This window comes from Cellvibrio fontiphilus (genome assembly GCF_042646205.1).
Classification (GTDB): Bacteria; Pseudomonadota; Gammaproteobacteria; order Pseudomonadales; family Cellvibrionaceae; genus Cellvibrio; species Cellvibrio fontiphilus_A.
This window is the reverse complement of sequence record NZ_JBHRTF010000004.1, coordinates 757,466-772,047: the sequence shown is the minus strand read 5'-3', so window position 1 is coordinate 772,047 and position 14,582 is coordinate 757,466. Positions and strand designations below refer to the sequence as shown.

The window sequence follows — 14,582 nt, the reverse complement described above, 5'->3', positions numbered from 1 at the left end:
CTTATAAATGCTACTGTTAATTTTCTTTAACTTGACACAACCCTTTAAGGTACCCGTAGGTATCTCGACCAACCCATTCACCTACAAAATCTGAAGCAGTTACGTATGTCAAACCCTGGTACATAAAAAACTCATTTGAGAGTTTCCTCAGATAGGCTTTTTCATCTAAAACCCCATCATTTCTTACCAAGAAAGTTGATCCAGATTCAGCGATACAATTTCTATACATAACCTTAAAAACCGTATCCATGTTTTGATCGCCATTTGCATCGAAGTGAGCGATCCACAAGCGGGTCGCCGAATTTTGAATATATTTATTGAAAAGATGTTCATTTTTTTTTACATCCTCATCTGTCATATCTTTTTTATCGTAAACATAGTGATTTTTTAAAACATTTAGGTACTTATCAAGAGCGACCTCTTGCCAGTCAATCTCTTTAAATCCTTTTTTTTTCGCGATATCGTCAAACGGATAGTCCAAACCACAATTAGGATCTTCTTTTTTTGGTACACGGTTCATTAACTCAAGAAAATCGCGGCACAACTGAAATTGCTTACCTCGTTCCAAGGTAAAACGTTTCTTATTAGCTATTGAAGACGAAGCTAGGAGTGAAGGGTTAATTGAATTTAGCTGTTCAATTCGCTGAGCATAAACACTTGTTAAACATGCACTATCTTTACAGAGATTTAGATGGGATTTGAGCCAAGTTCTTTGCTGGTATTTGAGCACGTCTTTATCCTCTGTTTTTTTCATTGCCGCCTTATAAGCCATACCCAATTCGGTATCTAGCTGGGAGATTGCGGGGTCAGAACAAATCAACTTTTCAATGGATCTAGTCGCCTTCTCACAATCAAAACTCGCCGCCTGCAAATCACCAGCAAAAACTACAATTCCTATACACCTAATTAGATTAATTAGTGACTTTTTTAACGCTTTCTTATTCATACTGTTTTCCTAAAATTTATGAAGGCTATATTTGAAATTTGGGTAATTTCTCAACTGTAAATCCATACAATCTGCCGAGGTAAACACACTCTTTCAAGATCATACTGTTTCAAAATATACTCTCTAGCTGCTTCACCTAAACGAGATCTCTCTGTTGAATTTTTGAATAAATTAAAAACTTGATCTGCAATTGCATTCACATCAAAAAAATCCACCAACAAGCCTGTTTCATTATGCCTAATCACTTCCCGCACCGGCGCAGTATCACTTGCCACAATCGCACAACCTGCACTCATTGCCTCTAACAAGCTCCAACTCAACACAAAGGGGTAAGTCAGGTACACATGCACAGTGGATAATTGTAATAGCTGGATAAAATCTGGATATGGTAGCTTCCCTACAAAATGAACGCGGCTCATATCGAGCTGCTCACACACTTCATTTAAAAATAGTTGTTTCCACGTAGTGCCAGCGGGTGGCTTACTGCCGTAACTCACATCATCTCCACCCACGATAATCACTCTTGCTTTTGGATTATCTTTTAGAATTTTCGGTAAGGCGCGCATAAAAATATGGTAGCCGCGCATCGGCTCCAGATTGCGGTTTACGAAGGTGATGATTTCATCATTCTTCGTCAGCTCCATGCCGCTCAACCGCATGGTGACTTGTGGATTAGGTTTTATGCGGTTGGTGTCTATGCCGTCGTGTATGACCGAAATTTTATCTTGAAAGTATTTGGGGAAAGTTGAGCGCTGGTAGTGTGTGGGTGATATACCGGCATCGGCTTGCAGTAGATGCAAATCAAAATTGGCGTTTTTAAGCCGTAAACGACAGGCCATATCCAATTCCTGCGTTGAAAACTCCGGATCAAAATTTACATCGCCACCCACCGTTTGATAATAGAACTCGCAGTAAAGCGCGAGTTTTGCGTTTGGCCATACGTCTTTCAAAAACAGGCTCTCGCCCCAACCGGGGTGGGCAATTATTAGATCCGGCATGAAGCCTTCTTTTTTTAACTGCATTGCCCCCCAAAAGGCGGCTTCGGCACGAATGGTTTTGGTTTCCATATCGATAAGCCAGGGGTGTATTTCTTTGCTGCCGGAACGTTTGATGCTGTAGGTGTGAAGTTTTACGCCAGTAGGACAAGGGCGCTTACTGGGCGTGAGCGCGCGGATATCATTCTTGGGATCAGCCGCCAACGCCGGTGCCAAATGCACAAATTGCGCAGGGAAGTTTTGGTGGATAAACAATACGTTCATAGCAACAACTGATTCCTTAGTGCTTACTACAAAATCTATTTTTCTGGATACCCACGTTCGAGGGTATGATGTAAGGCGTATTCTTCGGAGGTCGATTAACGTTCACGAATACTTTCTTGCTGGTAGCGCAAGAGTGGCGACAGGAAATATTCAATCACCCTACGCTGGGTGGTTTTGACTTCTGCGGTGACAGCCATGCCTGGGATCAGCTTCACGTCTTTTGCTTCAACTCGAATCGTGCTTTTGTGCATTTTCAAATGCATGGTGTAAACCAGACCCAGTTTTTCGTCGATGATGGCATCATCGGAAATGTGAGTGACTGTGGCATCGATCAAACCGTACTTGGTAAAGGGAAAGGTGTGAACCTTGATTTCAGCAGCCATATCTTTTTGCACGAATCCTACATCCTGATTGCCGAGCATGACTTGAACTTCCAGACTTTCCTCTTCCGGTACGATGATCATCAGCTGTTGCGCTTCGGTGACGATACCACCAATGGTGTTGATAGCGAGTTGTTGCACATAACCGGAGACGGGGGCATAGAGGACTTGCTTGTCATTTATATCCGTAGCTTTGACCAGCTCTTCACTGATAGTGGCGATCTGGTTGCGGCTATCGGCAATTTGGGTGAGTAGTTTGCCGAGGGTGTCAGCTTTGAGTGCATTGATTTGTTGTTGGGCCTCATTGATGGCCGCATTCAATTGCTGTTGTATTTGTTGTTGCGCGGCGAGATCTTGCACACGTTCGATGCGCTGTTGCTCTAATTCAAGATACTCAGCTTCTGAAGCCATGTTTTTGGCATAGAGGCTTTCGAGTGCCTGTGCCCGCTTGGTTATCATCGGCAAAGTTTGCTGGAGTTTTTTAATAGTTTCCTGATTGCCAATTTTTTCGCTCTGCACTTTTTTAAGCCCACTGTGCAAGCTGCTTAATTGAGCCTGATATTGCTGCCACTGCTCCCAGGTTTTTTGTTGGTGTAGCAATATTTCGGTTTCGGTGGGTTTGATGTTTGCATGGACATTGAGTTGGATTTCGCTAGCAGTGTTGGGCTGACGATTTTTCTTATCGGTTAAATCAGAATAGTTAACTAAAAATTGCTGCAAGGCTTCTGCACCAGCAAGGTTGAGGCTGGCATTGTGCAATTCCTGCTGCATGCGGGATTGGTCTGCGGCGGTGATGGTGCGATCCAATTCAATCAAAGCATCGCCCTGATTTACGAATTGACCTTCTTTGACATGAATCGCTTTCACAAAGCCTTTGGTGAGTGGCTGGATTTGTTTAACACGACTGCTGGGAATAATTTTACCTTCAGCACTGGATACGACATCCACTTTACCAATACACGCCCAGATCAGCGTTAGCAAAAATAAGGCTATCAATACCCACGCGAGCCAACGCACTAAAGGATTGGGCGGTGATTCCTGCAACTCCAGCGCCGCGGGCATAAATTCGGATAGGTTTTGATGTTTGGAACCATCACCCAGTTTGGCGCGCTCGCGCCAGGCATCAAGCAATTGCTGGAAGAAATTAGTCATGGATCACCTCCAACTTCTGGCTTACATGTGGAGTTGTGTGTGAAGTATGGCGTGAGTTTGTATGCGGTGATGCTGACGTGTTTTTAGGCTGGGGGCTGTGTTGTTGATAGCCGTGTAATTGGGCGTAATAACCTTGTTGTTGCAACAATTCGTCGTGCGGGCCTTGCTCTACTATCTGACCTTTGTTCATCACGATAATGCGATTGCAAATTCGCACCGTACTCAATCGGTGGGCGATGATGAACACAGTGCGACCTTTACAGATCTCGGCCATATTGTCTTGAATAATCCGTTCCGACTCATAATCCAGCGCACTGGTTGCTTCATCAAAAATCAGGATGCGTGGATTGGTCAGGAGAGCACGCGCAATCGCCAAACGTTGGCGTTGTCCGCCAGAGAGGTTACTGCCCTGTTCGCCGACCATGGTGTCGTAGGCTTCTGGGAGATCAACAATAAATTCATGGGCACCGGCAAGCTTGGCCACCGCGATAATCTGTTCCATGGGCGCAGCTGGATTGGTAAGTGCAATATTTTCCCGCACAGTTTGGTTGAACAAAAAGTTTTCTTGTAGTACCACGCCGATATTGCGGCGCAGCCATGCAGTATCCACCATTGCCAAATCAACACCATCCACCAATACTCGACCACTCTCAGGTAAGTACAAACGCTGGACTAACTTGGTGAGGGTACTTTTACCGGAACCGGAGCGGCCGACAATGCCGATAATCTCGCCGGGTTTTACTTGCAGATTAAAGCTATCAAGAATGACGGGGCCATCGTGGCGATAGCGAAAGCGTACATGCTCAAAACTCACATCACCGGCAATCGATGGCAAGGTGGAGCGATTGGGGTTGTAACCAGGTTCACGCGGGGTGTTGAGGATATCGCCCAAACGTTCAATGGAAATGCCAGCTTGCTGGAAGTCTTGCCAGAGTTGCACCAGTTTTAAGATGGGGCCACTGACACGGCCGGCAAGCATATTAAAGGCAATCAACTCGCCTACAGTAAGCTCACCGCCAATCACCAAATGGGCACCCCACCAGATAATGCCGAGCGTCATTAATTTATTAATCAGACCGGCAATTTGGTTCGCGACGTTACCGAGGTTTTGGCTGCGAAAAGAAGCGCTCACGTAATTGGCTAACTGATCTTCCCACTTGCGTTGCATCTGCGGTTCTACCGCCATGGCTTTTACCGTTTGAACACCGGTAACGGATTCAGTGAGAAACGCGGTATTGGCAGCGCCGTATTTGAATTTCTCATTCAGGCGATGACGCAGGATGGGCGTAATAAAAACAGACAGGAGGACGTAACAAGGAATGGTTGCTGCCACGACAAAAAATAAGGTGGAGCTGTAATACCACATCACCAATAGGAAAACGATGGTAAACCCCAGATCCAAAATGAGCGTGAGCGCACTGCCGGTAATAAAATTACGTATTGTATCCAGCTCATGCACACGCGCGACATTTTGACCCACTTGCCGAGCCTCAAAGTAGCCCATGGGCAAGGCCATCAAGTGATGAAACAAACGCGCCCCCAATTCCACATCGACCCGGCTAGTGGTATGCGCCATCACATAACTGCGAATACCGCCAAGTAGCGCTTCAAAAATCGCAATCGCAAAAAATGCAAAGGCGATCACATCGAGGGTACTGAAACCGCGATGCACCAAGACTTTGTCCATCACTACTTGAAACAATAGCGGTGTAATCAAACCAAACAATTGCAAAAAAAATGATGCGATTAGCACTTCGCCAAACAGTTTTCGGTATTTAATCAGTGACGGAACAAACCAGCTGATGTCAAATTTTTGTTGCAAGCTTTCGCGGATACCAACACGGCGACTGAGAAAAATGACTTCGCCCGACCAGAGCGCATTAAATTCATCTGCGCTTAATGTCTTGGGGGTTTGCTCGCGCAAATCCTGCATCAGCACTTTCGTCGGCACACCATCCTCCTCAGCAATACGCGCGAGAATGATGTAATCGCCGCCTTTGGTTTTAGCTATAGCAGGTAAGCTGGAACCGATTAATTTGGAGAGAGGAAACCTAAATAATTTAGCTTTAAACGTAAGCGCTTTAGCGGCACGAAGTATTTCTGTATTGCCAAGCGGTTGGCCGGGAATTGCGAATTGATGAGAGATTTGTGCCGCATCAGCGGGCAACTGGTGGAATCCTGCGAGTGCTACCAAGCACTGTAAACCTGTATCCATGGTTAATCCAATTCAGCAATTATCAAATTGGCGCGAATGCTAATTGTAAAATTTTATAATTTCAAATTTATAGTAAATTTTGTCACCTAAAACAACGAAACATTTAAATAAATATTAAATAAAATGATAAAAGTGAGAAAATTAGAATTTATAACCATTCAAAATTCACAATTAAAATAAAATGAAGCATGGACAGTATACTGACACTTGCATAACACACACTGGGTTCGTGATCTAATTCGCACAAATATTATGCTTCATAAAATATTAATTGAGAGAAAGAAAAGAAAAATTTTTGCTTAATTAAAATACTAATATATAAGATTTTTTAGGCCGTCTAGATAAATTTAAAAAAATCCCCCGCTAACTCACGTCAGCGGGGGATTTTTAGAGGTGTTGGAATTGCTGGTGGGTTAATACACATCCCGCAAATAGCGTTTCTCCATATTTAATTTGCGGATGTAGTTGACTGTGTCGGCTTCGTCGAATTTTCCGTAGTGTTGGATGATATCGCGCAGGGCTTGGTCTACGTCTTTGGCCATGCGGCTGGCGTCGCCGCAGACGCAGAAGTAGGCGCCCTGCTCTAACCATTCCCACAATTCTGCGCCGCGTTCGCGCATGCGGTCTTGCACGTAGATTTTTTGTGTTTGATCGCGCGAGAAGGCGAGGCTTAATTCGGTGAGTAGGCCGTTTTTTTGGAATTGGGTGATTTCATCCTGGTAATAAAAATCGCTGGCGGCATGTTGCTCGCCGAAGAACAACCAGTTTTTGCCGGCATCGCCGCGCGCTTGGCGCTCTTGTAAAAAACCGCGGAAAGGCGCAACACCGGTGCCGGGGCCAACCATGATCAGGGGTGTGTCGCCATTTTCTGGCACATGAAAATGTTTGCTCGGCTGTACAAAAATGGGAACCTCTACAGCGTCAGCGCGATCTGCCAAGAAGGTGGATGCAACGCCTTTGCGAATTTTTTTACTGTCGCGAAAGCGCGTGTAACGCACAGCAGAAACGGTGAGGTCAATGCGATTAGGCTGCGCTTTGCTGCTGGAGGCGATGGAATATAAACGTGGCTGCAAACGTTTTAGCAAAGGTAATAATTCATCCACACCGGCGCGCACCGGAAACTCTTGCAGAATATCCACCAGCTGACGACCGTAGAGCCAATCCTGCAGTTCTGCTTTATGTTCAGCGCTGAGTAGTTTTTTTAATTCGCTGCTGTTGCTGCGCTGTGCAATAAAATTCAGCGCTTCCAAACTGGGGCGACAAATTTCATAGTTTTCTATTAAGGCTTGATGCAGCGGTTTTTCGTGGGTATCGACTACCACCGGCGCATTGGCATTCAGGTTGAGTGCCTGCTCCAATTCAAATACATAGTCAGGGCAATTTTTTGGCCACACACCCAGCGCATCGCCCGCTTCGTAGCTGATGCCAGACTCACCCAAGTCAAAACCGAATTGGCGCACATCCTTGGTTGAACCCTGGGCATTTAAGCGTTTATTCACCACTAAACGCGCAGGGTAAGGGTTAGCTTTGGTGTAAGCGGTGGCCGCTGGAGTATTGGCATTGTGAGTGGGGCTGGTGACAGTCATGGCGGCTTGATTCGCAGAAACGGATAGAGGTGCTAATTGCTCGCAGAGCTTAGCAAACCATTCTGCCGCTGGCGATTCAAAATCGCTGTCGCAATCCACCCGCTCAATTAATGCGTTGGCACCCAGCGCTTGCAAGCGCGCAAATAATTTTTTGCCGTGGCCGCAGAATTGATCGTAATTGGAATCGCCCAGTGCCAGCAGCGCAAATTGCATGGCGCTTAATTCCGGCGCCGATTCACTGCTCAACTGGCTCCAGAAATCGCCGCCATTATCGGGCGCATCACCATCACCAAAGGTACTGGTGACAAATAACACGATTTTATTTTTACTTAATTGCTCCACCGAATATTCATTCATGGATTGCACATTAACAGCCCAACCCTGCGCCGATAATTGCTGCGCAAAATGTTGAGCAAGGTTTTCTGCATTGCCGGTTTGCGAAGCCCACAGCAATAACAATTCTGGCTTGGCGATTGCCGGTGAACCGGATGCAACCCCCATGGGCAACACACGGCTGAACATACCCGCCAGCAAACCGTTTACCCAAGTGCGATGTTGTGGCGCGAGCGGCGCATCCGCTGGCAGTGCCGGTACAGCGGCAATGGCCTTGGCGGTTGCTTGTAAACCGCCCACGTATCCACCCAGATAAATTAATTCCGCATCAGAAAATGCGGGCGCCTGCACGTCTGCCACCCCCACTTTGGTAGCAAAGGTTTTTATCAGGGTCATGCTGGTTTCCTCGCTGAGCGCGGCAAAGGCCATAGGCATTTCATAATCGTAATCATGGCTGTCGGAATTTTGCGCGCTGTCATCGGTTGTGTGCGTTTCCTCGGCAATGACTTCCACGCGTTTGAGTGATACCGCCGCCACTTTTAATTCCGGCTGTTGGGAAATGGCATCAATTTTGTCGCTGGTGACGGCGTTGATGCAGAGATTATCGCCATAGACATCGTTCCAATGAATCGGCGCAAAACAGCAGCCGGGCTGAACGCGATCAGTCACTAGCGCGGGCAAAATGGCGTAACCGCGGCGCGAGCGAATTTCTACTTTGTCTTTATTACTAATCCCCAATTCCGTTGCATCCTGCGGGTTAATTTCCACAAAGGTGCCGGGGTTTAATTTATTGAGCGTGGGAATTTTTCCGGTTTTGGTCAGTGTGTGCCATTGGTGTTGCACACGGCCGGTATTCAAAATAATCGGGAATTCAGCATCGGGCATTTCTGCGGCGTCCACATGGGGGCGCGCATGAAAAATTGCCTTGCCGGATTCAGTCGCAAATTGCAGCAAAGGTTTGCTACCGTCCTCATTAATTTTTAGCGGCTGGTTGATGCCGGTATTTAAATAGCGAATTGGGTTGCGTGTGGATTGTTCATCGGCACAGGGCCATTGCAAAGGCTCGTTACGCAAACGCGCGTAATTTACGCCGCGCAAATCGTAACCGGTTTTAGGGTTGTAACTCTGTTTAATTTCCTCAAACACTTCTGCCGCGGAAGTAAAATTAAACCCTTGCGTGAATCCCATTTCCCGTGCAACACGCGCGATGATTTCCCAATCTGCCATGGCTTCACCCGGTGGATTTACCGCCGCTTGCATCAGGGTGATATTGCGCTCGGAGTTGATCATTACGCCTTCGGCTTCAGCCCACAAAGCACCGGGCAATAAAATATCGGCGTAGCGATTGGTTTCGGTATCGAGGAAGGCATCCTGTGCGATCACCAATTCCGCTTTTTGCAAACCCTCAATCACCATCTTGCGATTAGGCACAGAGGCAACCGGATTGGTGCAAATAATCCAGCAGGCTTTTATCTCACCGCGCGCCATGCGCTCGAACATATCCACCGTGCCTTTACCGAGGATGGTGCTAATACTGCCCGGTGCAATACCCCAGAGGTTTTCAATAAATTCGCGCTCTGCTTCAACTAACAAACTGCGCTGACCGGGCAGGCCTGGCCCCATATAACCCATCTCGCGCCCACCCATGGCATTGGGTTGGCCGGTGAGCGAAAAAGGCCCGCTGCCAAGGCGACAAATTTTTCCCGTCGCCAAATGCAAATTACAAATCGCGTTGGTATTCCAGGTGCCGTGGGTGCTCTGGTTTAAACCCATAGTCCAACAGGTCATAAACTCGGGCGCATTGCCAATCAACTCGGCGGTTTTAATTAATGACTCGATTGAAAGGCCGGTTATTTCGCTCACTTTTTCCGGCGTATAGTCGGCTAAAAATTCGGGGAAATTTTCCCAGCCTTGGGTGTACTGCGAAATAAATTCTGCATTGGTTTTGCCGTTTTTGTGCAGCAGATATAAAACGCCATTTAAAAACGCGAGATCGGTGCCGGGTTTGATGGGTAAATATAAATCGGCCTTGTCGGCGGTGGTGGTGCGGCGCGGATCAACCACAATCAGTTTTGCACCGGCTTTGACGCGATCCATCATGCGCAAATACAAAATCGGGTGGCAGTCCGCCATGTTGGCGCCCATCACCAAAAATAAATCGCTGTGATCAAAATCCTGATAGGAACCCGGTGGTGCATCGGAACCCAGCGACAATTTGTAACCCATGCCGGCGCTGGCCATACACAGGCGCGAGTTGGATTCGATATTGTTGGTGCGCACAAAACCTTTGCTGAGTTTGTTCACCAGATATTGGGACTCGATGGACATCTGCCCCGACACATAAAAACTGATGGCATCAGGGCCGTGGCGATCCAGAATGTCGCGCAAACGTTTGGCGGTAGTGGTGATCGCCTGCGCCATGCTGGACTTCACCGGGTCGCGCTGGCGCTCGCTGCGCACAAAGGCGGATTCCATGCGACCGGAGTTGGTGAGCGCCTGGGCGCTGGTCTGGCCCTTGGTACACAAACGGCCAAAATTGGAGGGATGGGTTTTATCGCCCGTCACCTTGATGACTTTATTGCCCTGGGTTTCTAACACCATACCGCAGCCAACACCGCAGTAAGGGCACACAGAGCGAACAGATTTATGGTCAGTATTGGAAAGGGATTCGGTCATAAGCTTGCAACTCCTCATTACCAGGAGTTTTGCAAGCGCTATGCCAGTGCCAAGCCAACTGCGACAAGGCGATGTAACTTACTGATTAATAGGTATATTTTTATTTCACTTGGCGATTTTTAGCCCAAACTCAGCCACCCGTAAAACCTCTCGCCCGGTTTTTTGCTTCATTGAAATGCATTAATCAGGCAACTGGGCACAGGCTTGGTGTCGAATGGTGCATTTCAGCACACAAGCCTCAAGCCCAAATCGCCACATCAATCCAAGATGCGCACCAAAACAATGCAAATCAGGTGCGGAACTGGCCAACCAGTTGCTGCAATTCGCTGCCCACACTGGCCAATTCCTGACCAGAGGCTTGCGAGCGCGCGGCGTAGCGGCCGGCTGATTCGGTGGCATCGGCAATCGCATGCATGTTTTGATTGATGGATTCGATAACCTGGGTCTGCTCCTCGGCTGCGGTGGCAATTTGCAAACCGCGCTGGCTGATAGTGCTTACCTGCTGGTCGATAGCGCTGAGTGCATCGGAGGTCGCGCAGACCATTTGCACCGACACATCGCCTTTCACCAAACTGCGTTTAATCGACTCGCTCGCGTTGCTGGTGCTGGCCTGCAAGCGTTGGATCATCTGCTGGATTTCCTGGGTTGAGGCCTGGGTGCGCGCCGCCAATGCGCGCACTTCGTCGGCCACTACCGCAAACCCACGCCCCTGCTCACCGGCGCGCGCCGCCTCAATAGAGGCATTCAGCGCAAGCAGGTTGGTCTGCTCGGCAATAGCGCGAATCACATCGGACACGGCGCCAATCCCGTTAACATCCAGCTGCAATTGCTGCAAACCATCGGTATTAAGCTTCACTTCCGAGGAAAGCGCCTGAATGTTATCAATCGATTTACTGGCCGTTGTTTGCGCGTCTTTGGTGGTGGATTCAGCCAGGTTAGCTGCCGCCGCCGCTTCCTGGGTGCTGCGCGCCACTTCCACCGCTGAAGCCGCCATTTCATTAATAGCACTGGCGACCTGCAGGGTTTGCTCGCGCTGTTGATCCAGCGTTTGGTGAGTGGCGCGGGTGTCCTGCGACACTTGCTGGCCAATATTCGCGACCTGCAAGGTGAGCTGCTGGATGCGCTGGATCATGCCGTGGATGGAATCCACAAAGCTGTTGAACGCGGTAATCACCGCACCAATTTCATCGTTGCTGGTGCGCGTGAGCCGGCGGGTTAAATCGCCGCCACCACGCGCTATTTGCTCAAGGCTATGCACCAGACTATTGAGCGGTGCCAGGGTTTTGTTGGCGATGTAAAAGGCGAGCAAAGCTATCGCAGCCAACAAAATCAACGCCGCCACAAATACCCACATCAGGGTGGCGGTGATGTGCTCATCAGCCACTGCACGGGCTGCGGCCACCGCCTCATCGATACTGTCAATGTAAAAGCCGGTGCCCAACATCAGGTTCCATTTATCCAGCCAAATGGCATAACTGAGCTTTGGGTAAGCCGTCTCGCCCTGCCCCAAACGGGGAAAGTGGTAGGTAACAAAACCACCGCCGGCCTGCCCCTGTTTAACCAGATCATTAATCAGGAAAACGCCATTAACATCTTTGTAGTCGCGGAAACTATCGCCAATTCGCGCGCTATCGCTGCCGGAAAAAACCCGCACTGAATTGCCATCGTAGCCAAAGAAGTAGCCGTCTTTGCCGTATTTGAGCTGTTTTAGCAGGGCAATTGCCTGCTCTTTTTGCGCAGATTCGCCACTGGGTGCGGCGTCATAGAAGGGTTTAATCAGCGAGCTGGCGATATCCAACGAATTGCGCAACTCGGTTTTATGCGCCTCCAACAGGGTATTGCGCAGTATGTCCATGTCTTTATCGACTATGCCCTGCATGCGCGAACTCACCAATAACAGGAGCACAATCAGGATGGCGATGCCCGGCAATAGCCCAAGCAAAATCAGTTTAAGTTTCATCGACAAAGACCCCATAAAACCTACCTCTACTTATTGTTATTGTCTTTACTGGCGCCGCCAGCAGCATATGGTAACTTTGACCAATTCTATCCAGTTTGGCGAGAAGCTCCAGCAATTCAGACGAAAAGATCTAAAATCGTCTATATTCAATTACATAGTTATAACCCGCGATCATTCAGATCCCTTAATCACGGCGCCTTAATGACCCAGGAAATAGAGATTCAAACCCTGCTGAAAAAACTCGCGGTGCCGGCACAAGATCTGGCGCAGTTGAGTTTTTGTCGCGGCACCAAAGAGGCGCAAATCAAAGAGTGGTTGCACAGCTTGCCTATGACACAGGTTCAGCAGGTGAGCGCGCAGCTGTATCAGGCAGTACAAGAAATAGGCCGGGTAAACACCACGGCTGAAGCCCGCCTGGCGATGCTGGAACTACTGCGTATCCCCCTGCACCACACGCTCGATGGCCTTGCACGCAAATATTTGAACCAACCGCTGATTTTGCCGGAGGCCGCGCTCAAGACCGCCACCATCGCCCAGGCCATGCAAAAGCATTTCCTTAATGGCTATTTGGTGTTGGTGCGCCAGCTCTGCCAAAGTCAGGCGCCAAAACGCGAACAACAAGAGCTGCAAGCGCTGGTTATTTCCCGCGCGCTGGTCGCGCTCGGGCTGCTCATGCTGCGCTCTTACCAGCTTTATTTGCCCATTGCTGGCCAGGTCTGGAGCGAAGTACACGCGCTTTACCAAATTGCTTGCGCGCTGGATGTGGCACAACTGCCCGTTGAGGATTCGCTGCCCCAACAACAGCAGCTCAAAACTATTCACAACCGCTATTTGCGCATTTTATTGTTGGCCTCTGCACGCCCTAACCAACTGCGTCAGGATGAGATAGAAAACACCTATAAATTGCTGGAAACCCTGGCCGCCACGGCCGAGCTGGACGATTACACCCCCAAGAATCAGGAAAACCTCTATGTGGTGTTGACCAACAGCAATCGTCCACCGTTTTATAAATCCCACTGGCGCCCGGCTGCCGTTACCGATACAGCCGCAGCGCTGGAACTGCGCACCCAGCCGCTAATCCAGGCGCTGGATGACTCAGTCAAAAATGATGACCCAACTAAAAACACCGCCCAGGGTCAGGAACAACACAAGCTGCCCCCCATCAGCGCCGCCCTGTTAAAACACCTGCAACAAGCCTGGAGCCATTTGGCATTGCGCAGCTTTGAGCGACAGGACGTCAACGCCGAAATCGAAGTCACCGTCGGGCTGAGCAATATCCATTTCCATTTGGCCGGCGAGCAGGCTTTTAACCTATTCCTCAACCGCAGCAGTGGTGTTGCCGCGGGTGAGAAAGGCGATATCTTTCAAAAGCGCGGTGTACAGCTAAAAAAAACCACGGCCATCAGTAACGACGACCCCTGGGGTGATGCGTTTGATGTGCGCGGTACACGGCTTGAAGGCGCGGGTTTATCCACCCTGAATATTGAGAAAAAACTGTTGGAACGGGAAAAGGTGGATTACCAGGGGCAGCACCCGATTTATCAGGTACCGCTGGTGGATCGCAGCCCCGGCGGTTACGGCCTTGAATGGCGCAGTGAAATTCCCCTGCAAGTGCGCGCCGGCGAGTTACTTGCCCTGCGCGAAGCGGGGCGCAACAAGTGGTCCATAGGTGTGGTGCGCTGGGCTCACCAGATCAAGGGCGCCACCCAGTTGGGTATCCAAATCATGGCGCCGCACGCCACGCCAGTTGCTATCGCCATAGTTCACAAAACCGGCGCACTCTCGGAATACTTACGCGCCCTGCAAATTCCGGAACTGCGGGCCATCAACCAACCGGCGAGCCTTATTACCAATGCGGTTTCTTTCCACGAATACAACAAAGCGCGCCTTTACCGCCAACCGCAAGCCGATGGCCGCGACAATAAAGATATTTCCATCCAACTAACCCAGCGCCTATTTGGAACCGGCGCCTTCAGTCAATTTGCCTTCCGTGAATTAATGAGCGCTGGCGGAGAAGCGCCCAGCGCACAGGATGACTTTAATTCGGTGTGGGAATAAGCCCGGTTGCGCTGGAT

The 14,582-nt window shown here is 49.1% G+C and carries 7 protein-coding genes; 1 reads left to right on the top strand and 6 read right to left on the bottom strand.

Annotated features, from left to right (window positions below; translation table 11 throughout):
* Positions 1-16: 16 nt before the first annotated feature.
* From ACFODX_RS11870 to ACFODX_RS11845, 6 genes are all read right to left on the bottom strand, one after another.
* Positions 17-946: a lysozyme inhibitor LprI family protein gene (locus ACFODX_RS11870; protein ID WP_378119344.1), complete on the bottom strand. Its 930-nt coding sequence runs from the start codon at positions 944-946 to the stop codon at positions 17-19.
* A gap of 50 nt (positions 947-996) precedes the next feature.
* On the bottom strand, positions 997-2,205 hold the full coding sequence (locus ACFODX_RS11865; protein ID WP_378119342.1) for a glycosyltransferase family 4 protein: 1,209 nt from the start codon (positions 2,203-2,205) through the stop codon (positions 997-999).
* Between the two features lie 95 nt (positions 2,206-2,300).
* The gene (locus ACFODX_RS11860) at positions 2,301-3,737 is read right to left on the bottom strand and encodes an HlyD family type I secretion periplasmic adaptor subunit (protein WP_378119340.1); all 1,437 of its coding nucleotides are present in this window, start codon (positions 3,735-3,737) and stop codon (positions 2,301-2,303) included.
* A complete protein-coding gene (locus ACFODX_RS11855) occupies positions 3,730-5,952 on the bottom strand; it encodes a type I secretion system permease/ATPase (RefSeq protein WP_378119338.1) in 2,223 nt (740 codons plus the stop codon). The genes ACFODX_RS11860 and ACFODX_RS11855 overlap by 8 nt, the downstream gene beginning before the upstream one ends.
* A gap of 413 nt (positions 5,953-6,365) precedes the next feature.
* Positions 6,366-10,547: a molybdopterin-dependent oxidoreductase gene (locus ACFODX_RS11850; RefSeq protein ID WP_378119336.1), complete on the bottom strand. Its 4,182-nt coding sequence runs from the start codon at positions 10,545-10,547 to the stop codon at positions 6,366-6,368.
* A 289-nt stretch (positions 10,548-10,836) separates the two neighbouring features.
* The gene (locus tag ACFODX_RS11845; RefSeq protein WP_378119334.1) at positions 10,837-12,507 is read right to left on the bottom strand and encodes a methyl-accepting chemotaxis protein; all 1,671 of its coding nucleotides are present in this window, start codon (positions 12,505-12,507) and stop codon (positions 10,837-10,839) included.
* A 201-nt stretch (positions 12,508-12,708) separates the two neighbouring features.
* Here ACFODX_RS11845 and ACFODX_RS11840 point away from each other — a divergent pair, with 201 nt between their 5' ends.
* The gene (locus tag ACFODX_RS11840; protein WP_378119332.1) at positions 12,709-14,565 is read left to right on the top strand and encodes a hypothetical protein; all 1,857 of its coding nucleotides are present in this window, start codon (positions 12,709-12,711) and stop codon (positions 14,563-14,565) included.
* Positions 14,566-14,582: the final 17 nt, after the last annotated feature.